Here is a 23,174-nt window from a genome sequence, read left to right on the forward strand (position 1 = left end):
AAATATGCTAGGGCATATTTGATAAGCAACTATTATAAATTCCCTTTTGCAAAAACATAGAGGTAATTCTATTCGCTGCAAAAGGGATTTTTCAACAACCCTATTAATATTGGAGGTAATGATAGATGGAATCTAAATTTACAAGGGTGACAAAGGATAACTTTATTACGACGATAGAACTAAATAATCCACCAGCTAATACTTTATCTTCTTCCTGTATTGAGGAAATACGCTTTTTGCTAAGATCTCTAACAAACGATGAGGGAACAAGAGCTATTATTCTAACTGGCGCTGGCAAATTTTTTGTCGCTGGAGCGGATATTAAAGAATTTGTTGCTGCACTGGGAGACGAAGGAAAAGGTCTAGCGATGGCAAAAGCGGGACAAGACCTTTGTAATGAAATAGAATCGATGAACAAACCCGTTATCGCTGCTATAAATGGCGCTGCACTTGGCGGAGGCTTCGAGCTAGCAATGGCTTGCCATTATAGAATCGCTGTAGATTCCGCGGTTCTTGGGCTACCAGAGTTGAAACTTGGACTTCTACCGACATTTGGGGGCACCTACAGACTGACAAAACTAACAGATGCTTCGACAGCATTAAATTTAATACTTACTAGTAAACAACTAACAGCGGATGAGGCATTGAAGCATAGTATTGTACAATTAGTTGTGTCACAAGAGGAGCTTTTAAACACTGCTCGCACGATTGCAGAATCATTTATTGAAGGAAAAAGTAAGACTAGCATCACTAAAGTAATAGAATGTATTGTACAGGGAAACAACGAAAATTTACTGGATGCACTGGAAAGAGAACGAAAGAAATTTGCTGAATTGTTTTTGACTTCAGATGCAGAGGAAGGAATTATAGCTTTTATAGAAAAGAGAAAGCCTAATTTTACTCATTCCTAAGGGGGAACCATTATGACAAATGAAGTTTTATTTTCAATTAATGATAATGGGATAGCCACAATCACATTAAATCGTCCAAAAGCATTAAATTCCTTGTCGTATGAGATGGTAAAACAAATAGAACGGAGACTAAAAGAATGGCAAGCCGATGATAACATATGTCTTGTCATTTTACAGGGAGAAGGAGAAAAAGGATTTTGTGCTGGTGGAGATATCAAAGCACTTTATCAATCCAACTCTAGCGATTCAGCATTGCAAGAAGCAAAACAATTTTTTAAGAAAGAATATGAAGCGGATCGACTAATATATACTTACCCTAAACCGATTATTGCCTGTTTAGATGGAATTGTGATGGGTGGAGGTGTCGGCTTATCCTACGGAGCAGGTTATAAAATTGTGACGGAACGGACTAAATGGGCTATGCCCGAAATGAATATAGCTTTTTTCCCGGACGTTGGAGCTGCTTATTTTTTAAATAAAGCACCTGGCTACATAGGACGATATTTGGCATTAACAGCTTCTGTTATTACAGCTCCTGATATTTTATATATAAAAGCTGCGAATATTTATATGACTCAGCAATCGCTTGGACAGTTTATCCAATCGGTTACTGAAACAAACTGGCAGGGACGATCTATACAGGATGAGCTTTCTATTTTGATGGAGAAATATGCAAGTTTACCTATAGAAGAAAGTGAGCTTAAAAATCTAGAAGAAAGTATAAATGAGCATTTTTCTTTTAACACGATGGAAGGTATTATTTCATCGCTAGAGGACATAGATGATTCATTTGCTAAGGAGACTAAGAAAACACTTTTCTCAAAATCACCTTTTTCTTTAAAAATAACTTTAAAGCAGCTAATAGATGGTCAAAACAAAACAATAGAGGAATGTTTGGCAACAGATCTAACACTAGCAAAAAACTTCTTGAAACATCAAGATTTTTTTGAAGGAGTCAGAACCGTTTTGATCGACAAAGGGCAAAAGCCTCAATTTAAGTACGAAAAGTTATCTGATGTATCCGAAATAGTAGTTAATGACTTTTTTAAACCTATTTAAATGATACAATATAGGTAATTATGTTTGAAGATCGATGTTAATCAAGGAGATTTTTTAAGTATCTTTTCTTGAATAAAAAAGCAAAATGGAAAATACTCAAAAAAAATTTTACACTCAAGCTATTGTTCATCCTTATGTTATTTAAGTAGGAGCCGCATCTTTAAGTTCATAGCTAAAAGTATGTTCCTTTATGGTAACTACAAGCGCAGCATTTCACAACTGATAGTTATAATCCAATTTATGATCTTGGTATCACGAGACTAATATATAGACTTTTGAATATAGATGAGGGCAAAATAACGGTGGCAAATATGGATGTAACTGCATCTAAATCAGAAGACTTAACCAAAATCGTGACTATTTTGCGACAAGAAAATCATTTTGTAACAAGGCTTACTGTTAGACAATTAGCCGAATTTGGACGATTTCCTTATTCCAAGGGAAGATTAACGAAAAAGGATGAGGCAATTATTTCTAAATATATTGATTTTTTAGGATTGACTGATCTAGAAAATAGATATTCCTAAAGGAAATTTTATGCTTTACGTCACAACAATAAAGCTTTTATCGATAGTTCTTATAACGTGGAGACAGTGGGAGTCAAACTACTGTATCTCAATTGGAAAGCCACTGTCGACAAACTCTGACAAATTGCAGCAATAATCATTGCAATCAGAGCTACTATCCTTCTTTTAACAACTGGGATAAAAGAAGGTGAATCTATTGGAACTGGATTGTTATAAACCAAAAGTCATTTCTGCAGTATCTACTTTTATTGGACTCCTTTTTCAAATGTCGCAAAGTATTGAAAGTTGGTTTTTAGGCTCTTTTGCGGCGGTTCAAGTAGGAAGATACGAATACTTATGGATAAAAGTACAATATTCAATTCGTATACCTCATTTTATGCTGTAATAAAAAAAACTTTAAAGTATTCGAAACGAAACGATTCGTATCAAATACTTTAAAGGGGTTAAGGATAATTCGCTATTTTTGAAACATATCTCGTTAAAAAATATCACTACGTTTCATCAATACCATTTTATTGTTAGTTATTCTGTGCGTGGAAAGCTAATAATGCTTCAGCCCTGATGCCATTTGGATATTCTTGTTCCTAAACATCTTTTGTCGTATGTTATACCACATATCAGGAAACACTTCTGGATCACTCACACTCTTGGTGTGGATTGATATGTCCTCGAAGCATTAGTTCGAGTTCATCCTTTTCTTCTTCATTGGAGGGGCAAACATTCGTACTCTAGATTTAAAAGAAAAATGCGCCGTTTTTAGAAATACTTACTGGGAATGTAGCAGAGAACGGAAAATTTACTCCTTGATAAGTGTATGTTCCTGTAAATTGATATGGGAAATAAATATACGGTTGACCTTGAGGCCATGATGATACGCCCGCATTTGATTGACTCCAAGTACCAGAATCAGAGCCTATAGACGTTAAGATACTTCCCGGACTTGTCAAAACCATGCCACCACGATCACTATCATGTGCAGAAACTGGTGCTACTGTTGCGTTGATTTTACCGATAACAGTGCTTTTGGAGTTTGTAACATTGAATGATTTCGTGATGCTTTTTACAATGTTTTGTGTGGAAATAGAATTTTCTACTTCAAAAATTTTACTTGTGATAACTTCGTTTACAGTGGCTTTGTATTCTGATGGTACAAACCATCCATTTTCTTCGAAATACTCAAATTCAGCAACAGAAACATCCAATACTGCTTGTCCTTCGTATTGCGTTTTTAAGTCATTTAAATCTTTTTGATACTGCTGATAATACTGTTCTTTCTGTTCTTGTGTTAAACCGATTCCCTCTGCTGTAGCTGTTAAACCGAACACACTTACTAAACAAAAGAAAGTAATCGCAAAAATACCATTAATAATACGTTTCATCTCTTAATCTTCCCCCTTTGTTAGAATTCATAATCACACTAACATATTACTTATACAATTGTAAAATTGTTACAGAGATTAATACTCCTCTTTTTCTTATAATTTTCTTCGTACTCCGCTTCTGATTTGTTAAGAGAACTAGTAATTGGTCATTCATTGTTTATCCTGAAAGTGCGCCCGAAAGTTGGCGTGAAATAATTGACGAACTTCATGTTCCTTGGGTTGAAAGTCCATTGCATGATAAAGACGTTAATCCTGATAGTGAACTGAAGAAACCTCATTGGCAATGTGATGATAATCTTTTCTATTAAAAAACCCTTGAAAAAAACATACAAAACTGGCCTATACTTGTCAATATATTTCTACTATTTTCTAGATAACTCTAGACTTCATAATTTATGTGAAATTTCTCACCAGAGCCGTCCTTATCGTGTTTGTAAAAAAGACCATCTATTTGTAAGCATCCCAATTGTTAGACACCATCTAACAATTGGAGGTGCAGTTTTTCTATGACAAAATATCAAGTTGAGACCAGATATGCTTTGTTAATGTTACACTTAAACCAAACCAGCTAATAGTTTGTCAATATTTTTCACTAAAAAAATTATTAACCTCATGATATACTAAAAAAACACATGCCAAATAACCTTCCTCTAAATCACTTTTGGAAGTTTTTGGTGAATTAATATTAATGCGGTTTCTATGCTATATCCTGGAAAGTAGTTCTCTTTTTTAGTAAGGCATAAATCCAGTGTAAGAGCTTATTTACACAGGCAATAATGGCTACCCTAAAGGGTTTTCCTTCTTCTCGTTTCTTGTCGTAAAATTCTCTCAGTCTTTTATTTCGAGGAATGATTTCATCCGTTGTCTTCATTTTTCTTGCATCTCGAATACCACTTTGAATAGCCATATACAGGGCGTGACGCAGTCTACTGGAACCCCGTTTGGTAATTCTGTTAATAGATGCAGTAAATTTACCCGAAGAATAAACACTAGGGTCAACTCCTGCGAATGCAACGAGTTTTTTAGCGGCGTCAAACCGATCTATCTCCCCGATCTCCGAAATAATCGTTGCAGCGATTTTTTCTCCGATTCCGGGGATAGATTGGAGTATTTTATATTCTTCTATCTCTTTTGCGATTGAATCTATTTCATTTGATAGCTTTGACAGATGCTCTTGATATTGCAGAACAATATTTATTAACATCTCCAAATTAAAAATATGGCTTTGGTACTGGTTATGTTGAAACGGGTTTCGAAGAGCGGCCTCTCTTAATTTCTGTGCTCTTTCATTTGCCCATTTCTCCGAACGACTGTTACAGAGGGAAGATATCTTCTCGGTCAATTCTTTTTCATCGACACTTAATACGCTTTCGGATGTTGGAAATGCGAGTAAGGTAAGTAATGATATCTTAGAGTAGAGACTTCCAAATACACCTCTAAATTCAGGGAATACCTGATCTATTAAGGAATGTAGCTGTAACTTGGTTTTAGCTGCCATTTCCGCAATACTTTCTTGTTGCCTTGTTAAATTACGAAGATTTAATAGTTGTATTCCTCTCTTTTTATATGGTTCTAATTCTTCTTTATAATAAAGTTCACAAAGATGATAAGCATCGATCGCATCTGTTTTTACCTTTCGTAAACTAGAGCTTTTGGCTCTATGAGAAATAAGGGGATTGATCACTATATAAACATAGTTTTGTTCCTCTAAAAACTGGATAACTGGAGTATGGTAGTGTCCAGTTGATTCTAATACGACCGAAGGTTGATAACCGCCAGAAGCTATTTCTATTTCTTGAAGAAAATCAAGAAAAGCCTTCAATCCTTCCAAGTTATGTGGAATACTAAAACTCTTTCTATAAGGTTTGCCTTTATCTAAAAATGCTTGAACCTGACTCTCTCCTTTAGCTACATCAAGACCCACAACTGGGTTCATACGTAAATCTCCTCCTAGTAATATAAAATTAGTCGGTATCCCCTAAGGCTTCTTGTAATGTCATAGGTTCGCTTGTTAAACGGGATCAATGTCCCAACCAGCCTGAAACATGCTTATACAAGTAGGGGGTGAACAGTTTAGCTGACGGAATCTAGCCCCACGGGTGCGACGTTCTACCCCGACTACCGTTATAATAAGACCAAATAGAAAAAGGTCAACCAGAAAAATCTGGCTAACCTTATATTACGAACGGGTGCTTTACTTCAAGAAGGAGTAAAGCCTTTTTTCTTATTGAACTAAAGCCGCAGGTGTGCGGCCGAGCCTAGGTCGTATCATATAGCGGGTGGGATTCCCGTCGAGAAAGAACTAGCCATTCACTCGTAGCGAGTCTTGGAGGGCTAATGGTAACATTCGCCTTTAAGCGTAGACAGTTAGGTGGCGGGCCGAAAGCCAACTGGTTGAAGGGATTGAGCTCCATAATGTTAGTAAATCGAGAGGGCTGATGCCTTACCTGCGGCAGAAAGCTACATTTTATCCATCGTTAAAGGCAAGAAGGATAAAACCTCTCTGGAGTCAGAGACCTTGGCACGTCACACATCGATATGATACGGCAACTCGGGAGACCCTACCGGTCTTTTCTTCTTATAGAAGAGTATGGTGTACAAGCGATAATAAGCGAGGAAACCAAATGCCGTTGTAGGGAGTCGGATAGCAGCGTAGTACCAATGAAGTAGGGTAATGCCGATGGAGGAAAGGCTGCTACCAAGTTATCACCCTTACTAGGGACACATTTACTACACGCGGAGGTAGGAATACTAAATGGAAACAAAACTATTAAGGATAGCAGAATTAGCAAAAGCTGAACCGAGAATGAAATTTACATCGCTTGCACATTTACTAAATAAGCAATCTCTAGTTCAATGCCATCATGAATTACCTAATAAGAAGGCAACTGGGATTAATGGCACAACTAAAGAGCAATACAGTGAAACACTAGAGGTAAATATAGTGGACTTAGTAAGTAGGCTCAAAAGTAAAAGCTATCATCCTGTTCCGGTAAGGAGAATGTATATTCCCAAGCTTAACTCCAGCAAGAAAAGACCGTTGGGGATACCGGAACATGAAGATAAGATTGTACAGAAAGGCGTTACAAAAATACTAAATGCCATCTATGAAAATGATTTTCTAGACTGCTCTTTTGGGTTCCGCCCAAATCGTAATTGCCACGATGCTTTGAAGATTTTAAATCATTATATTGAAAAGAAATCAGTAAGTTATGTAGTAGATGTAGATATCAAAGGATTCTTCGACAACGTTGATCACATATGGATGATGGAGTTCTTAAAACTGCGTATTTCTGATCCTAATCTACTAAGAATAATTGGTAGGTTTCTTAAAGGTGGATACATGGAGGAAGGTAAGAAATACAAAACAGATAAAGGCACACCGCAAGGTGGAGTCATATCTCCGATACTTGCCAATCTATACCTCCACTACGTTCTGGACCTTTGGTTTGAGAAAAAGGTCAGGAAAGAGTGCGAAGGGCAAGCATATATAGTGAGGTACGCAGATGATTTTGTGTGTTGCTTCCAATATAAGAGAGAGGCAGAGGAATTCTTTCAATCATTAAAGGTAAGATTACAGAAGTTTAACTTAGAAATAGCGGAGGATAAAACCAAAATTATTCCCTTCGGGAGGTTTGCGGAGAAAGATGCAAAACAAACGGGGAATAGAAAACCTGCAACCTTTGATTTTCTCGGTTTCACGCACTATTGTGGGACGAGTAAAGAAGGAAACTTTCGTATGAAACGGAAAACAAGTAGGAAGAAGCTACAAGCTAAACTAAAGGAATCGAAAGAATGGATAAAGACTAATCGAAATAAAGATATTCATATGATTATGGATAGATTTAAACGCGCGCTTGTAGGTTACTACAACTACTATTGCATCACGGATAACACTCCAAGTGTTCACCAATTTAGAGATAAAATTCGATATTTACTCTTTAAATGGCTCAACAGAAGAAGTCAAAGAAAATCCTTTACTTGGGATAAATTCAATCTCTTTCTTCATAAATACCCGTTACCTTCACCAAGAATTAAAGTGAATATATACGATTTAAGAAAGAAGATTGGCTACATTTTGTGAATGATGATTTGGAGGAGCCGTGTGCGTGAATTGCGCAAGCACGGTTCTGTGAGGGGGAAGGAACACAATCTACCGTAAGGTAGAGAGGTTCCTCTCTACTCGACTAGTTCAATAATTTAATCTGTAAAATCAAATGATAATAGATGAATAAAAATTGCGGAGGTCTTCAATGATGTTCAAAAATATTTGGAAAGTTCTATTTACTATATACATATTACTAGTGCTTAATTTTATAGTGATTAAGTTCAATGGAAATATACAACATCTTATCAATACCATACAAATGAATATGGAGCGTAGAGCTCAAGGAGAATCAAGTGCAAACTTAGTTCCTTTTAGAACAATCAAAGCTTATATAGATGATATAAGCTTTGGTATAGCTTTTATAAATATTCTAGGGAATATCATTCCTTTTATACCTCTGGGATTCCTAATACCCGCGGCTATTCCTTCCCAAAGAAATATAATTAAAACGATGATTTCTTGTTTCTTGTTAATACTCAGCATAGAAATTCTCCAATTAATTTTCTTTTTAGGTAGTTTTGATGTAGATGACGTTATTCTAAACCTACTAAGTTGTTTTATAGGATTCATGCTATTTATAGCGTACAAAAACATTTTTAAGATAGTGGCATAAAAAATAGACTTTGCTATTATTGGACAGTACGGAGAAAAATAGCTTTTGTTTTTTTCTAACGGGAGCTTCGTATTATAAGGTCAACCAGTTTTAACTGGTTGACCTCATAATACGAACGCAGCAGGTTAGTTCAATAAGAATTCCTTGAAAGAAGGTAATATAATGGAACAAGAACAAAATTCACTGGTGTTGTATGGAAAAAGAACGCTGAAATGGATACAAAATAATTTACCCTCTCTTGAAAAAGATGAAATCCTAATAAAAACTATTGCGGGTGCAATCAGTATCGGGGCAGAACTGCCACAATATATGGAAAGTGATCTTACTGATAAATCTCCTATTTATCCGAAAGAGACTGGGTATGAAAGCTATGGTGAAATTATAAGGATAGGTGATAATGTAAAGTCTTTAAATATTGGAGACCGGGTAGTAGCATTTTATGGGCACAAGGATTTTGGAGTAATTAAAGAATATAAAGCTATTCCAGTTCCTAAAGATATTCACTATTCCTACGCATTACTCACTATTTTATCCTGTGACTCGTCAAAGGGTGTCCTGAAACTCAAACCTAAAGAGTCGGATAGAGTAATAGTAAGTGGGATGGGGACAATAGGGCTTTTAACTCTATATTTCTTAAAACAAAAAATAAAAGTTCAACATGTGGATGTAATAGAACCAAATACCTCAAGAGGGCAATTGGCTAAGCTACTGGGGGCAGACTCTGTTATTAATTATGGATCTGCATGCCCAATAAATCATTATGATTATGGATTAGAGTGTTCAGGACATAATGATGCATTTAATATATTACAGAAATCACTAACGAAAGAAGGCAGTATATGTATTCTTTCAGATGGCAATAAAGAGAGGTTTGAAATACAACCTGAATTTTATGAGAAAGAACTAAAAATTGTTGGTTCAAGTGACGGTTGGGATTATAAGAAGCATTCCGAATGGTTTCTTAATGAAGTACGGAATGATACTAAATTAAATAAAATATTCGAGAAAAAAATAAAAAAAGAGGAACTGATTAGCTGTTTTGAGGACATAGCTGAAGGAAAAATCAATCCTTTAAAGGTCTTAGTAGAATACTAAATTGCATTGTGGCATTTTGCCGCTACTTCACGACGTATCGTATCATAAGTAGGTGACATTCTTTAGTAAGAAGTGTTTTTCTTGTTCAACTAACGAGTGCTTTACTTCAAGAAGGAGTAAAGCCTTTTTTCTTATTGAACTAACGCAACAGGTTTCTTTAAGAAGGTGATAATAGATATTTGGCGAATAGATATTAAAGTTTGGAGGTGATGTTTTTGAAGAAGGTAATTATAGGATTATGTATAGTTGTATCTGGATTTATCCTCTTTATCGTACAAAATGAATTTGAAGAGAACGAGACTGCAAATGGTATTGATAAGATGTTTTCTGGTCAAATTTTTGAGGACGCACAAGAGGAATTTACTCTACAAGCTATGGGTTTAAGTCCTGAAGAAAAAGTCATTACAGTTAGAATTGAAAAAACACAATATAAAGGGCAAGCAGAGGAATACTTTAGAGACATTTTAGATTCTCATGATATGAAGAGTTATGAACTTGAGGTCTTCGCTGATGATTTAACTTTACAATAAAAAGGTTTGTGAAAATTTACACTTAAAGTAACGGGTGCTTATAGTTAAATATTCGCTATCCGAAATAATTAATGTTATTACGGCGAGGCGTATTTAAAAGTTAAAATCATAATCGGGTAACTATAATGTTAAAACCTTAAAGTTCGATTAGATGGGTTACCAACTATGATTTGTCCAGTTACATTAAAGTCGGTTACTGATATTTATAAAGAAATCTTAAATCACCTATTTTACTAAGAGGTGATTTTTTTATTGGATACTTATGTTAAGAAGCGACGCACTCCGGCAAAGAAGAAACGTCGCAACTAGAAAGAGGGGAAGTAATTCCCCTTCTCTTAAATTGTAGCACATCCACTTATGAAGAAAATGCTTAAGGGATTTGGGTATACAAATATTGCTTTATTGATGTTTGGAGCATACATAATTGTTCTTTAAGTTGATTTTAACAATCTAAAGACGTTCGATTATTTATTAATGAGTCTTTTCGGTATAACAATTCTTATTCACATTGTTAGGTTAATAATATTTGCAATATCTAAAGATTGGAGGTAGATGTATTGAAATGTCAATTCGCTTAAACAGAGGAATTATTACAATTTCTAAGTGAAGAAATTATTTCGACAGGGGAGGCAGCTGAGATACTAGAGGTTTCCAAAGCTAGGATAGGTAAGCTTGTAAGTGATGGTAAACTCGATACTGTTAAAGAACAGCCTAAAATGTTTCTAAGAAGCATAGTCCTTGAGGAAAAAGAAGAACTTGAATTGTTTAAGAACTAAATATCGTCCCTACGATATATAGTCTAAAATATAAAACGATTTACTCTTAAAAGGGTAAGTCGTTTTTTGCTTTCCTAAAATTCCTAGTTGTAAAATCAAACGGATGTTCGTATAATAAGTGAAAAGGAGGGAACGAATGTGCGTATTTTAATTTTAAAATCAATGAAAACCAACCAAGTATCTGAAATGATTTACATGAAAAACAACGGAGAAATCAGTCAACGAAGAGTAAAGGTGCTAAGTGTTTCAAAGGACTCATTCCAGGCTTATTGTTTCTTAAGAGGTACAAAAAGGATTTTTAAAATAGAAAACGTACTTGCTTTTGTTCCCGTAATTTGTAAGGAAAGAACGGTGATTTAATTAGAATGAGACAACAGGACATATATAATTTTATTAGAGGTTATGTTTCCGAAAATCAATACTCACCCTCTTTAAGAGAAATAGCTGATTCAGTAGGTTTAAGCCTCCTTCCACAGTACATAAGCATTTGAATACATTAAGAAATAAAGGATACATTTGTTATATTGATTCACATCCAAGAACCATACAAATTACTTGAGGAGGGAAGTTTGACATATGGGTTTTCATGATTCCTTTTTCGAAGAAATAAAGAAATCTAAGTATCCACTTGATCCACGCAGAAATATTAAATGGGGCACATCGATGATGTTAACGGAACATGTAGGTATGCTTCGTGACTATTACGAGGAAGTGAAGAAAGAGCCTAAACCAGAGTTAACAGAAAATGACTATATCCTTTTATCGGAGACAATTGAGCTCGCTTTCTCCTCCTATGCAGATACTAAAATTAAACGTTGGAAAGATGGCCAGTTTATTTATAACAGAGGTACCATTGAGGAAGTGGATATAAAACGGAGGGTGATTCAGCTACAGGATCCTTTTTATTTATTAGCAATAAAAATGGATGATATAGTAGATGTAACTATCATGGACTAAGGAGTAGTTGTGTGTGAAGACTGATGAGCAATTAAAAATTGAGCAAACAGTAAATGAACTATATAATAAGTATCCAAAAGACACAGTTAATACATTTTTAGAGTGGATTAGCGAAATGACAGCTGAAGAATTTGAGGCAACGGTAAAATTATGCGAGATAGAGAGTGTAGAAGCCAATAGACAGCAAGAAACCACCGACCGCTGCTGAAAGGTAAAGGTGGTTATTTTATTTAACTAATTCGTGCTATAGTTAAATAAAATGGAATTGATTAGATAGCCCATTTTCTGATTGTAATAAAAGAGATGGTTAGTTAATTAGAATTAAATGCTTAGATCTTTATAAAAATAAAACGACCACCAAATATTAGGTGGTCATTTTTTATTTACAGTGAATTTAATAATCCTTTGTGATTATTCTTCGGTGAATTTACGTCACTCGAAACAGCATAAGCCTCCATAAAGGATGCATCGTAAGGGACTAATAACTTTTTCAAAGTTTCTATTTCTTGTAGTTCTGGATTTAACCAAACCTTTACATCTTCAGGTCTTAATATTACAGGCATACGGTCATGTATATCAGAAACTAAGGAATTTGCTTCTGTTGTCAGTATCGTACAGGAATGAATGGTTTTACCGTCAGGTGCATCCCATGACTCCCATAAACCCGCAACAGCAAAAACTTCATCTGATTTCATTTTAATTCGCATGGGTATCTTACCAGAATCATGTTTTTTCCATTCGTAGAAGGAATCCATTGGTATCAAGCATCGCCTTTTAAAAAAAGCATTACGATAACTTGGCTTTTGGTCCACTGTTTCGGAGCGTGCATTAATCATTTTGTATGAAATTTTTTCATCCTTTGCCCAACGAGGTATGAACCCCCACCTTAATTTGCCTAAACGATTCTTAGTGCCATCATAAATAATAGAGACTACATGTTGTGAGGGAGCAATATTATAGCTAGGTATGAATTGGTTCTCTTCAATAGAAGATTCAATATCGAATCGTTCTATCAGTGAATCAAAATCTGTAAAAAGAGTATATCTACCACACACATTTATCGCCTACTTTGTTCTTTTTTAATAGTATAAATTAGTGACCTCGATTATGGTAATGAAACGTTTACCCGTTTTGTTCATCTTTTTTTATTTCCGGGAAAAGTCTTGTCTTTCTATTCTTTTCATCAAAATTTTCGATACTTTCAAAAGCGCTGGTTGCATTCTTTGTCTCTTCTCCAAAACTACTAAAGTAAAGTACGAACCTTTCATGTTAAATATGAAACTAGAAATTCCAGACAACTTGTGAGCTTTTTTTGTCGTAAAATAGTAGCTTAATTCGTCCCTTTTTGTAATAATTGGAATTAATTACATTGATAGAGATTGGAGTAATAATACTTGATAAACAAGCGGACAATCCACACTTTTTATGATTTATTAACAAGCTATGGGACACTTGCAACTATTCAAAAACTCTTTGAATGTGAATACATTTTTGAATCTGAAAATCATGTTCCCACTTTAAGTGGACAAAGACGATCACTTGCTGACTCTTACGTTTCTTCACTTGATTTAAAAAATCCTGTTGATTTGCGAAAATTGTTCAATGTAATAGAAATGTTTTATCTCGAAAATGAAGAAAATGAATATTTTCAAAATGATACTATTCAGAAGCAATTTTTAAAATTGTTGGAACGTGACGGCTATACCTTTGTAGATGGAAAAGTTCAATATGAAAACACAACATATATTCCAAAAGAGCTTGAAAGCTTCACTGGGGAGTATAATATCGAACACGTTGAAAATGATTGGAATAGAGCGTTAAGTCAAGCAAAGACTGATCCAGAAGACGCTATCACTGCAACTAGAGCAATGGTTGAAAGTACGTTGAAATGGATACTTGACGACATTGAAGAAGAATATAAAGAAACGGACAATTTAAGTCAATTATACAAGAAGGTTGCTCAATTGCTAAACTTATCTCCAGACCAACATGGAGCGGAAATCTTTAAACAAATACTAGGTTCAATAAATGGGGTTGTAACAGGACTTGGAGCTTTGAGAAATACATATGGAGACTCACACGGCAAAGGAAAAGTGAATTACAAACCAAGCGAACGACACGCAAAATTTGCCATTAATTTAAGTGGAACACTTTGTATTTATCTTATAGAAACCTATATGATTAACAGAAAAACTCCTTAAACTAAGTGAGCAAAAAAAAGTGGGGATTATATGGTAGCAAAAGACGAACATTTAGCCCTCAGTTCTGGAATTGGGCTAGCAGGATTAGCTGTTTCAAATTTTTGGGATTATAGTTCATAAGCATTCTCTTGTTTCAAAGACGAAATTTTTGAGAGCATTGTTAAACCAAATAAATTGACGGCAATTCATCACTATTTTTTTTTCTTTCAAGACATTGAAGATGAATTGGGCAAAATTTATAAAAACATTGACGATTTGCAATGGATTTATAATTTTATGATAAAAACCCTTGAAGAAGTAAACTTGCAACAGAACTTTCCAACTCCAGACTTTGCTGTTTGTAGTGACGAATATCATACAGATTGTAATTGTAGAGAAATCATTGAGGAGTTAATGGAATATATAAATGAACATCAAGACAAAATTGACGACCTAATCGTCCATGCAGCGTTTCAATTCATTTTTCAAGATAGAAAGTTTTTGCATGATTTTCATTTAGAGCTTTCTGATTTTATACAAGAACACATGGAAGAAATTGAGGAAAAATTTCCAGAGTATGTTACCAATAAAAAACGTATAAAGAGAATTTATTTCCCAAAATGGTTGACCGACGCTGTTTTTTATCGTGACAAAGGAACTTGTTCAAATCCTGAGTGTCGTTGTGACCTATCTAATTTAATCAGAACACAAAATACAAAGCATATTGACCATATTGTTCCTTTGTACTTGTATGGTAGCAACGATGCTTCAAACTTTCAATTATTGTGTGAAACTTGTAATACCTCAAAAGGAGCAAGGTCAACTGCAAGTAGTTCAGTAAACGCACCATATTGGAATATAGAAAAAAAGTAAAGTATAAGGAGTGAAGAATATATGAGCGAACAACTTCAATTGAATGTACAGTTATCTAAACATAAAAGAGAGCAATACCTTTCCATTTATAAAAAATTACAAGAAAAGTTTGCCGTTTCAATGGATACCCTTTTTAGTGATATTGAAGGTTCTGCAAACAAATACAAAGAGAAGTTGGTTGAAGACTATGGGACGGCTTACAATTATGAAGTTGTTGATCCTAGCGATATATTTGAAAATATCGAAATGGAAACTTACGAATTTTATAAATCTGAGAAACTCATGGAATATAATTTCCACTTGTCATTGTTGGCTACAACATATCAAATTTTTGAACAACAATTAAGGGGGTTTATCTACTCGGAGCTAAATCATAAAATAAGTCCAATAAGAACAAAAGATGAATTTTCAAATTTTGGTTTTAATATGGGACAAATAAAAGAGGTATACGAATTTATAAATTACGATTTGACAAAGACTTCCCAATGGGAAACTGTTGAACTATTAGCTGATCTTGTAAATACATACAAGCACGGTGACGGACGTTCTGCTACTAGGTTATATAATAAGAACAAAGACTTGTTCTTAAAAGGTTACTTTGGTGACGAGAGACTCATGGACGTTGAACTAACAACCAATGCTGAGATTGTATTCGATATTGATAAAGTTGGTTTTGATAAATATACCAATGCTATTATTGAGTTTTGGGAGGAATTTCCTGAACACTTAAATCCAGTTGTCAAAGTTGATTGAAAATTGGAGGTGTTTAAGCTTTTTTCGTACCTTATTAACTTTATATGTTTATAGATAAGAAGATGAGATAAACTCACCTATGAGTGATTCAGATAACAAATGGTTTTCTGGAGGACAAAGAACATAATATTACTAGATGTATAATTTTCCAAAAGGATATTGCACAAAATAGGAAAGTTAGTTAAAATAGGAATCAAGTTAATAGAACCGAATGGGAATACCCCACTCTAAACATGTTTCAACAACACGTATTATACGTGTTTGTTAAATTTGCATGTTTAGAGTGGGGTATTTTTTTTGTTTTATTAACCTACTTACAGATACAAAAGGGAGGTAAGTTGATGAAAGGTTTAGTAAAAGGAATCGGAACCACAATTTCAGCTGCAGCTTTGGCATTATTTGTCTCTGCACAAAGTGCATCTGCCCATGTTAAGAAGGCTTTCACTGATGCAGGTATCAAAGATACTGGTAGTATAGACGGCCTTTATGCCGATCTAAACTCCGCATTAGGAGTTGTCATTATGATTGGTGTTATCTGGTGTATTTTTTGGTTGATTGTAGCTGCTCTTACGTTAGCTGGAAGTAACGGTAACCCTCAAAAACGTAACGTTGGGATTAGTGCAATTGTGTTCGTTATTATAGGTATCTTTGTACTTTACAAATCGTACGACATCGCTGGATGGGCTACTGGTCTGGGGTAAGGGTATCTACTCCAAAGGAAAAGCATTTTCTCTTCTTTTAATACAAGAGAAGATGCTTTTTTAATCTAAAAGAGAGGAGCCACATAATTGAGAGTTGAGAAAGTACCAATAGATATGTCAAGTGAACAGAAAGAAATACTAGGACTCGTATCGAAGAGGCAGGTTTTATATTTAGTCGGAGGAATACTGGTGTTGTATTCATACGTGCCAAAACTATTTATGTTTGTATTGCCTTTAGGTATTGTTCTCGCTTTACTAGTAACCATTCTCGCCGCATTACCAGTACTTACTATCGTAGGTTTCTTAGGATTTTACGAAGTAAAAGAATACAACATGAATCGAGATTACTATTATTACATCAAATTGACTAGAAAGACACAATACGGTTCCTGGAGAAAAGGAAGATAGGAGGTAAATTTTTGAAAGATATTCTCTTTTTATTGGCAATATCTCTAGCAGGCTATATTTTGGTCAGGATTCTTTTAAAAGAACCAATCCTACCGTGGAAGGAAAAGAAAGCTTCAGCTTTTGTTCCGAAGCCTAAAAAAAAGAATAAGAAAAACAAGTCATCTACAAATCCTCTTGAGGAAGAGGAAGCAGCACCTTTTAGTGATTTATTTCCTAATGTGAAAACAGTTGCCAACCACATGATTCATTTTTCTGACAATCGCTTTGTAATGATGGCAGAAGTAGAACCCGTCAATTACTTTTTGTTGGATGAAGATGAACAAGAAGCCATAGACACAGTTATCGAAACTTGGACTGCTCAGATTAGCTATGATGTACGTCAATACCTTCAAAATCGGTTTGTAGATTTAACTGAACCGATCTTAGAAATTAAAAAGACAATGGAACGAGAAGATACTTTGAATGAGGAGGCACGTACATTTGGACAAAATATGATTAGAGACTTGGAGTCTTGGCAGAAATCAACTCCCAGATATGATACAAAAAGATACATTTTGTTTGAAATGCAAGTGGATCCTAATGATATAAAACTACACGAGGAAGACGATATGCAAGAAAGAATAATAGACAAAGCCTTCCAAGAGTTATACCGCAGAGTCACTACTGCTAAAAATCAGTTAAGAAGAGCAGATGTGTTTGTTGAATTGCTGAGTACAGATGGAATTTGTGAAGTGCTATATTACGCTTTCAATCGTCGAAAAGCTTTAAAGAATCGTTATAGCGATATAGAGGAACATGAAATGCTATCTCTATATGTAACTGCAGACACACCAACTAAACGGATTATTAAAGTGAGAGGGGAGTTAGAGCGTGTTCAAAAAGAAGAAAGAGAAAAGAGCGAACAAGCAGCTGGATAATATTGATTCAAACCAGTCCACTTCTGAAGAACCACCTTCTTTAAGTGAACTGGAAGAAAGTATAGAAACTCCATTAGATATTAAACCTGACTTTTGGGATGTCATATCTCCGGAAGGAATAAAGATAAATAAAATTTCTGATGATCACGGAATTATGAAGCAATCACTTGGTACAAAAACATATTTTCGTCCTTTTTATATTCCAAGAGATGGATATCCTCGTAAATTAATGACCAACTGGATATCTACCCTTACCTCAACTGGGGAAACGGATCTTATGATAGACATTCATAAACTCTCTAAAAGTGGAGCTATGAGGATGCTTCAAAAACAAAATACAATTATTAAAGCTAATTTAGACTTTCAATTGAAAAGAGGAAACCAGGATTCTGTCATTGATAATAGGACAAAAATAGAGGATACAGAGATTCTTATGGAAGAGAGTCAATTTAATGAAAATGATTCCTACTTAGTTTCTGTCAAAGGAGTTATGTATGCAGATTCTGAGAGGGAACTAGATAAGTACAGTGAGTTTATAGAGGACTCGATGTCTTCCAAACACATGAAAATTGTCTCCACTTGGGGAAGAGTAAAGAAAGGTCTTCGCTCTGTTACGCCCTTCAGTAACAACGAAATTAAAGACTCTGTACGGAATATAGACAGAAGAGCACTTTCTACTTTTTCAACCTTTATCAGTGGTAATGGCCGGTTTAATGGCGGTATACCTATCGGTATTAATAAGATAACCGGTCAAAAAGAGTTCTTTAATGCGTTTGGAACACAGAATTATCGTCCGGATAATTATAATATGGCTATATTCGGAGTATCAGGTTCAGGTAAGTCGTTAGGAATGAAACTGCTCCTTTCAAGGGAGACAACTGGTTTAGGAGTTTATTCAAGAATAATAGACATTGAGGGAGAATTTGTTTCTATTGTTAAAAGGCTTGGAGGCGTGAATATCACCTTATCAGAGGAAAGTGATATAGTCCTGAATCCTTTAGCAATGAATGTTACAACTATACCTTACGAAGAGGACGACGAAGAGTTAGAGCTATTGGAGGATGAGGATGCTCGTGAGTATTTTGAAAAAGATGGGAAAAAGTATATTTCCTTTGTGCCTTTAAGACAGAAAATTAATGAAACAATTGACTTCTTTGACATCATTTGTCGAGGTAAAAACCAAGAAGATGATGGAATAAATGTTTTCGAACGTAATTTCGTTGAAGAAGCAATGAAGTATTTATTCGGACCAGATAGATTTAATTATACTACTCATCCATCTTCCTTATATGAAAAAGGAATACAAGATATAGATGGAAAGATAATTCAATCCATGGTAAGAAAACCAGAACCAACTATTAGTGATGTTTATAATTATCTTTTGGACCACTACAAAAATGAATACAATGCGGAGCGTTTATTAGCAGCAATTAGGCCTTTCCTCAGAGACGGTTCTAAACCAATATTTGATGGACAAACATACTTAGGGAAAAATACAGATTCTATTGATATTCATACTGCTAGACTGATCAACTTTAATTTAAAGCATTTGGATGAAGGTTTTTTGCGTCCCATAGCTTACCATGTCGTTTTAAACTACACATGGGAATATTTTATGAAAAACGTAGACAATGAGATGCTAAAGAAAATTGTATATGCTGATGAATTTTGGAAATTTGTTGATAATGAACAAACTGTATCATTTGGTGAGAATATCGCCCGTCGTGCAAGAAAAAGAAATGGTGGCTTTAGAATTGCCTCTCAGGATTTTGTCCGTATTTTAGAGTCTAAGAAAGCTCGAGGGATTTTACAAAACACACATTCCTATTTCTTCTTAAAACAAAATAAAATTGACCTTGAAGAAATTCAGAAAAATTTTGATTTATCAAAAGGAGAACTTAATATCCTCTTCCAAAATCCAGACAAAGGGGAAGGTATCTTACGTATAGGCCGTTCATCTGTTCATTTACAGACGGATCCATCTGCTGAAGAGATAGAATTTATTGAAAGTAATGCTGCGGTCTTAGCGGAGTCCAAAAAACGTCGACAGTTTATGAGTAGGTCCTCTTGATAAAGATTTTGGAGAAAGGGGGGAAATAAGTGCAATTTGTTGCTGATAAAATTAATGATATTTTAGAGGCTATATTTGTTTGGATCGTGGAGAGTATCAAGAAACCATTTGAGTCTCTTAACTCTCTCAAAGAATTAGTATTTGGAAAAGCAGGAAACGGTGAATTGGTCTGGGGTACTTTTCATCCCTCTGATTTAACAGATGCTTTAGTGCCGGTCTATTATTCAATAGCCACCATAGCAGGGTTCGTATTAATCGCGTTTATAGCAGTTCATGCAATGCGGATAGCGAAGGCTAGCATTAATCCTGGTCGTCGTAATGAGATGATACACTTCTTTTTTGACTTAGGAATAGTTTCGATTGTCCTACTTAATCTACAGACATTTTATGATTTACTTTTCCAAATTAATGGAGGAGTAGTAAGTATATTTAGTGGTTCTTATGAAAGTAATCTAGATACACTAAATGATCAACAGTTTGACGATGGACTGGAAGGTATTTTAGGGTTTTTGTTAGTTCAATTAGTATTACTTGGATTAATGATATGGGCTAACTTTTATTACTTTATGCGTAAAGTAACACTTATTATATTAATGGCCATGGGTCCATTAATGTTAGTGTTCTATTTAAATCCTAAATTCAAGCCTATTACTGGTTCTTGGATGAAGGAGCTTATCGGTTCTATATTTGTGCAAGCAATTCATGCTTTTGTATTTTGGGTTGTCGCTACACTTTCTGCTACTAGCGATGGACTTATCGAAACCGTTATCCTTTATGCTATCTTTATTCCTATTTCAGAAAGTCTAAGAGGACTAATAGGAATGGGAGGCGGTATGCAAGGCACTCTATCTAAAGCAGGAGCTATGATGGGTATGGGAGCACTTGCTGGTGTGTATGGAGCTGCCAAAGGAGCAATGGGTGGCCAAAATGTAATGGATGCTGTAAAAGGTGCAGCAAAAGGTGCCAAAGGTCAAATTGGTGGAGCAAAAGGTGAGAATGGAGATCCAAAGGATATAAAAAATACGCTAGGTTCAAATCCTGGTAGCGATATAGGTACTACTTATAAAGCAGACAAGATGCTTAAAGCTGGTGACATCTTTAGTAGAGCAGGAAAGGCTACTATGGGAGCAGCTGGAGCAATAGCAGGTATGGGACTAGGTCCAGTTGCCTCTATGACAGGAGCAAGTATAGGTACTGTTGGTGGAGATATAGTCGGAGGAGCAGTAGGTAGAGGCGGAGCTGCTTTGGTACAAGGTATCGGAGATCGAATAAGCAAAGGGAAAGAAGCTATTAAAAATAAGCAAGGTCTGCAAACTACAGGCTTTGAAGATGGTTTGGCTAACTCTATTGCTAATCGTGAGACAACTAGTTGGGCAGATTCACACAAAGCAGCTGTCATGAGTGATCTACAAGAAAGGTTTCCGAATGCCTCACCTAAGGAATTAGAATCCCATTTTAATGATATAAAAACAGCGAAGAAAGAAGAATTTAAACAGCAGGCTAAAAGCAATATAGCTTCTCTTAAATCAAGTGGCGGAAATATGGCTAGTGGTAATGCTATGGTAAATGCCTCTTCCGCTGCAATGGCTGAAAATTGGGGCTCTGCTAACCAACAATCATTTAATGAAGCATATGATAAAGAAAATTTAAACGGACAAGCTTATACTCAGGATTATTTAGCCAAACGTTCCAATGCATTTGCAAGTAAAAAAGCGGAGATGAAAAATGCATTTGCTGACATAGGGAATCAGTATGTTTCAAGGAATGCCGTGAATGGTACAGAACCAATTTCAAAAGCAGGATTCCAAAAACATATGAGTAATGCAGTAGCTGGGATGGAAGGTGTAGGTAATGCTAGTGCACTTATTGGTGCGAGTGATAGTGCAATAAATCATGTCACTGGTGCAAATCTAATGAGGGCAGATGGGAAACCAAATACAGGATTCATTGTTGGAGGTTTAGCTGCTCAGAAAACGAATCAAATGAGACAAAGTTATATTTCTTCTCAAACGGCTAAAGGTATTAGTGAAAATGATGCTTCTAGAGATTGGCAACAAAATCATCAAGGAAACGTGCATTCAGCCAATGTAGCAACTTTCTCAGATAGTCTAAATTCAGCTAACAAGGGTCTACAAATGACTGCAAATTCCAGTAGCATAATGGGTAAAATAGCGAATAGTAATACAGCAGCTTTTGTTTCTGGAGCAACAGGTTTTGCTTCTTTAAAACAAGTAACCTCTTCAGCAGCACAGGGTGCTTCTGTAGCACTTAATACAAATAGCGGAGGCAGTTTCACTCAACAGGTAAAAGCAGCAGTGCAAGGCGGTTTTTCTGAGGTTGTACAACAACAAGGTGGAGTAATTGAAGCCCAACAAAAATTACAAAATATGAGTGGTTACGCATTAGGAACAGTTATGGGTGTCAAAGGCTACCAAATTGGGAAACAGGCTGCTACTTCCATTTCTCCATTTATGTCACGTGTACAAGAAAGTATTAGTACGCCTAGTGAAGTAATGCAAATGGCTAGGACGATTACAGATTCCAATGGCAATGTTCAAGTTGCTCCTGGTGCAATTCGCCAAGTTATAACACAAGACAGTTCTTATATAGAAGTACAAACAAAGAGTGGCACGACTCAAATGGTATCTAGAAAAGGTGCTGGTCATAGTGGATTGAAACAAGGGGAAGTCGTATATCAGGACTTACAAGTAAGTAACGATTCGTTAATGCCTATGGCCTCCAAAAGTGGTCAATCATCTGCATATCGATTAGATAGTGGTGGAGCTAGAATTCCTTCTAGAGTGCAAGTGACACAAAATCCAGTTTCTTTATTAAGTGATAGTGTTCAAGGTTCTATGAAAGCTGCTCCTATTCAGAAGGCCCAATTACCAATATTTAACCACCAAGTAGAGAGTGGTCAGTTCTCTGTTGAAGATTTAGGAAGTAAAGGTTTTGAAAATGTACAACTAGTAATGGAGAAAAATAGACAATTTGTTACAGCTAATAAAGAGGGAATTACTTATCGAGTATCACCTGTTTTTGCAGGAGATACACGGATGGGTTCGAATGAGACTATTCAAATACCAGTTACAGTTAGCGGTTCTCAATTGAAACCACAAAGTATTCCTAATAGCTTAAATGCAGTTGCAACAAGTGAAGGAAAATCTTATTACTCCACACAACGTTTCGATGATCTTATCGTGGGATTAGACGAGATAATGCCATCTAAGTACCAGGAACATGCAAGTCGTTCCGTTGCTCGCAGAGAATACCTTGATTCAGTTAGAAGAAAACAAGGGATATTGGGGTGATT

The 23,174-nt window shown here is 35.4% G+C and carries 20 protein-coding genes and 5 pseudogenes; 21 read left to right on the top strand and 4 right to left on the bottom strand.

From position 1 onward, the window contains the following. Positions 1 to 125: 125 nt before the first annotated feature. The 3 genes and pseudogenes from M3627_RS08420 to M3627_RS08430 all read left to right on the top strand — a co-directional run. A complete protein-coding gene (locus tag M3627_RS08420; RefSeq protein ID WP_251553971.1) occupies positions 126 to 911 on the top strand; it encodes an enoyl-CoA hydratase-related protein in 786 nt (261 codons plus the stop codon). 12 nt (positions 912 to 923) lie between these two features. Continuing rightward, positions 924 to 1,970: an enoyl-CoA hydratase/isomerase family protein gene (locus tag M3627_RS08425; RefSeq protein ID WP_251553973.1), complete on the top strand. Its 1,047-nt coding sequence runs from the start codon at positions 924 to 926 to the stop codon at positions 1,968 to 1,970. Positions 1,971 to 2,230: 260 nt separating this feature from the next. Then, positions 2,231 to 2,491: pseudogene (locus M3627_RS08430) on the top strand (siderophore ABC transporter ATP-binding protein); the annotation flags it as partial. A 98-nt stretch (positions 2,492 to 2,589) separates the two neighbouring features. Here the strand turns inward: M3627_RS08430 and M3627_RS08435 are convergent. After that, positions 2,590 to 2,721: pseudogene (locus M3627_RS08435) on the bottom strand (iron chelate uptake ABC transporter family permease subunit); the annotation flags it as partial. On the opposite strand from M3627_RS08435, the pseudogene M3627_RS08440 reads away from it, so the two are divergent. After that, positions 2,721 to 2,846: pseudogene (locus M3627_RS08440) on the top strand (ABC transporter permease); the annotation flags it as partial. The pseudogenes M3627_RS08435 and M3627_RS08440 overlap by 1 nt on opposite strands. Positions 2,847 to 3,231: 385 nt before the next feature. On the opposite strand, the gene M3627_RS08445 reads toward M3627_RS08440, so the two are convergent. Beyond that, entirely contained in the window at positions 3,232 to 3,876 is a 645-nt protein-coding gene (locus tag M3627_RS08445) for a hypothetical protein (protein ID WP_251553982.1), read from the bottom strand. 143 nt (positions 3,877 to 4,019) lie between these two features. Here M3627_RS08445 and M3627_RS08450 point away from each other — a divergent pair. Next, positions 4,020 to 4,187 (top strand): annotated as a pseudogene (locus tag M3627_RS08450) (Rep family protein); the annotation flags it as partial. Positions 4,188 to 4,576: 389 nt separating this feature from the next. Here M3627_RS08450 and M3627_RS08455 read toward each other — a convergent pair. Beyond that, the gene (locus M3627_RS08455; RefSeq protein ID WP_251554002.1) at positions 4,577 to 5,815 is read right to left on the bottom strand and encodes an IS110 family RNA-guided transposase; all 1,239 of its coding nucleotides are present in this window, start codon (positions 5,813 to 5,815) and stop codon (positions 4,577 to 4,579) included. Positions 5,816 to 6,634: 819 nt separating this feature from the next. Here M3627_RS08455 and ltrA point away from each other — a divergent pair. From ltrA to M3627_RS08495, 8 genes and pseudogenes are all read left to right on the top strand, one after another. Further along, positions 6,635 to 7,963, top strand: coding sequence for a group II intron reverse transcriptase/maturase (ltrA, locus tag M3627_RS08460; RefSeq protein WP_251554004.1), 1,329 nt, complete (start codon positions 6,635 to 6,637; stop codon positions 7,961 to 7,963). A 169-nt stretch (positions 7,964 to 8,132) separates the two neighbouring features. After that, positions 8,133 to 8,600, top strand: a complete 468-nt coding sequence (locus M3627_RS08465) for a VanZ family protein (protein ID WP_251554027.1) — start codon at positions 8,133 to 8,135, stop codon at positions 8,598 to 8,600. 162 nt (positions 8,601 to 8,762) lie between these two features. Next, complete coding sequence (locus M3627_RS08470) at positions 8,763 to 9,695, top strand: zinc-binding dehydrogenase (RefSeq protein WP_251554036.1); 933 nt, start codon at positions 8,763 to 8,765, stop codon at positions 9,693 to 9,695. Between the two features lie 215 nt (positions 9,696 to 9,910). Continuing rightward, a complete protein-coding gene (locus M3627_RS08475) occupies positions 9,911 to 10,225 on the top strand; it encodes a YolC/YozM family protein (protein ID WP_251554038.1) in 315 nt (104 codons plus the stop codon). 914 nt (positions 10,226 to 11,139) lie between these two features. Continuing rightward, positions 11,140 to 11,361 carry a transcriptional regulator gene (locus tag M3627_RS08480; protein WP_251554040.1) on the top strand — a complete coding sequence of 74 codons (222 nt, stop codon included), beginning with the start codon at positions 11,140 to 11,142 and terminating at the stop codon, positions 11,359 to 11,361. A 5-nt stretch (positions 11,362 to 11,366) separates the two neighbouring features. After that, positions 11,367 to 11,560 (top strand): annotated as a pseudogene (locus M3627_RS08485) (LexA family protein). A gap of 17 nt (positions 11,561 to 11,577) precedes the next feature. Further along, positions 11,578 to 11,958: a YolD-like family protein gene (locus tag M3627_RS08490; protein ID WP_251554042.1), complete on the top strand. Its 381-nt coding sequence runs from the start codon at positions 11,578 to 11,580 to the stop codon at positions 11,956 to 11,958. A gap of 13 nt (positions 11,959 to 11,971) precedes the next feature. After that, positions 11,972 to 12,166 (top strand): hypothetical protein, encoded by a 195-nt coding sequence (locus M3627_RS08495; protein ID WP_251554050.1) that lies wholly within the window; start codon positions 11,972 to 11,974, stop codon positions 12,164 to 12,166. Between the two features lie 175 nt (positions 12,167 to 12,341). On the opposite strand, the gene M3627_RS08500 is transcribed toward M3627_RS08495, so the two are convergent. Continuing rightward, entirely contained in the window at positions 12,342 to 13,013 is a 672-nt protein-coding gene (locus tag M3627_RS08500) for an SOS response-associated peptidase (protein ID WP_251554052.1), read from the bottom strand. Between the two features lie 339 nt (positions 13,014 to 13,352). Between M3627_RS08500 and M3627_RS08505 the strand changes: the two genes are divergently transcribed. The 8 genes from M3627_RS08505 to M3627_RS08540 all read left to right on the top strand — a co-directional run bounded on the left by M3627_RS08505 (position 13,353) and on the right by M3627_RS08540 (position 23,172). After that, entirely contained in the window at positions 13,353 to 14,159 is an 807-nt protein-coding gene (locus M3627_RS08505) for an abortive infection family protein (RefSeq protein ID WP_251554054.1), read from the top strand. A gap of 174 nt (positions 14,160 to 14,333) precedes the next feature. Then, positions 14,334 to 15,011, top strand: a complete 678-nt coding sequence (locus M3627_RS08510) for an HNH endonuclease (RefSeq protein ID WP_251554064.1) — start codon at positions 14,334 to 14,336, stop codon at positions 15,009 to 15,011. A gap of 21 nt (positions 15,012 to 15,032) precedes the next feature. Next, complete coding sequence (locus M3627_RS08515) at positions 15,033 to 15,764, top strand: hypothetical protein (RefSeq protein ID WP_251554070.1); 732 nt, start codon at positions 15,033 to 15,035, stop codon at positions 15,762 to 15,764. Between the two features lie 341 nt (positions 15,765 to 16,105). Then, a complete protein-coding gene (locus M3627_RS08520; RefSeq protein ID WP_251554072.1) occupies positions 16,106 to 16,465 on the top strand; it encodes a hypothetical protein in 360 nt (119 codons plus the stop codon). An 87-nt stretch (positions 16,466 to 16,552) separates the two neighbouring features. Then, positions 16,553 to 16,873 (top strand): PrgI family protein, encoded by a 321-nt coding sequence (locus M3627_RS08525; RefSeq protein ID WP_251554074.1) that lies wholly within the window; start codon positions 16,553 to 16,555, stop codon positions 16,871 to 16,873. Positions 16,874 to 16,884: 11 nt separating this feature from the next. Beyond that, positions 16,885 to 17,790, top strand: a complete 906-nt coding sequence (locus M3627_RS08530; protein WP_251554076.1) for a hypothetical protein — start codon at positions 16,885 to 16,887, stop codon at positions 17,788 to 17,790. Beyond that, positions 17,744 to 19,861 (top strand): VirB4 family type IV secretion system protein, encoded by a 2,118-nt coding sequence (locus M3627_RS08535; RefSeq protein WP_251554140.1) that lies wholly within the window; start codon positions 17,744 to 17,746, stop codon positions 19,859 to 19,861. Before M3627_RS08530 ends, M3627_RS08535 begins: the two co-directional genes overlap by 47 nt. Positions 19,862 to 19,890: 29 nt before the next feature. Next, positions 19,891 to 23,172, top strand: a complete 3,282-nt coding sequence (locus tag M3627_RS08540; protein ID WP_251554149.1) for a type IV secretion system protein — start codon at positions 19,891 to 19,893, stop codon at positions 23,170 to 23,172. The last annotated feature ends 2 nt before the right edge of the window (positions 23,173 to 23,174 follow it).

Source organism: Psychrobacillus sp. MER TA 171, from assembly GCF_023713305.1.
GTDB lineage: Bacteria > Bacillota > Bacilli > Bacillales_A > Planococcaceae > Psychrobacillus.

What these genes read in the sequence shown, in the direction of transcription:
- M3627_RS08420 (WP_251553971.1), top strand. Translation starts at nt 126, where the DNA reads ATGGAATCTAAATTTACAAGGGTGACAAAGGATAACTTTATTACGACG.
- M3627_RS08425 (WP_251553973.1), top strand. Translation starts at nt 924, where the DNA reads ATGACAAATGAAGTTTTATTTTCAATTAATGATAATGGGATAGCCACA.
- M3627_RS08445 (WP_251553982.1), bottom strand. Translation starts at nt 3,876, where the DNA reads ATGAAACGTATTATTAATGGTATTTTTGCGATTACTTTCTTTTGTTTA.
- M3627_RS08455 (WP_251554002.1), bottom strand. Translation starts at nt 5,815, where the DNA reads ATGAACCCAGTTGTGGGTCTTGATGTAGCTAAAGGAGAGAGTCAGGTT.
- ltrA (WP_251554004.1), top strand. Translation starts at nt 6,635, where the DNA reads ATGGAAACAAAACTATTAAGGATAGCAGAATTAGCAAAAGCTGAACCG.
- M3627_RS08465 (WP_251554027.1), top strand. Translation starts at nt 8,133, where the DNA reads ATGATGTTCAAAAATATTTGGAAAGTTCTATTTACTATATACATATTA.
- M3627_RS08470 (WP_251554036.1), top strand. Translation starts at nt 8,763, where the DNA reads ATGGAACAAGAACAAAATTCACTGGTGTTGTATGGAAAAAGAACGCTG.
- M3627_RS08490 (WP_251554042.1), top strand. Translation starts at nt 11,578, where the DNA reads ATGGGTTTTCATGATTCCTTTTTCGAAGAAATAAAGAAATCTAAGTAT.
- M3627_RS08515 (WP_251554070.1), top strand. Translation starts at nt 15,033, where the DNA reads ATGAGCGAACAACTTCAATTGAATGTACAGTTATCTAAACATAAAAGA.
- M3627_RS08520 (WP_251554072.1), top strand. Translation starts at nt 16,106, where the DNA reads ATGAAAGGTTTAGTAAAAGGAATCGGAACCACAATTTCAGCTGCAGCT.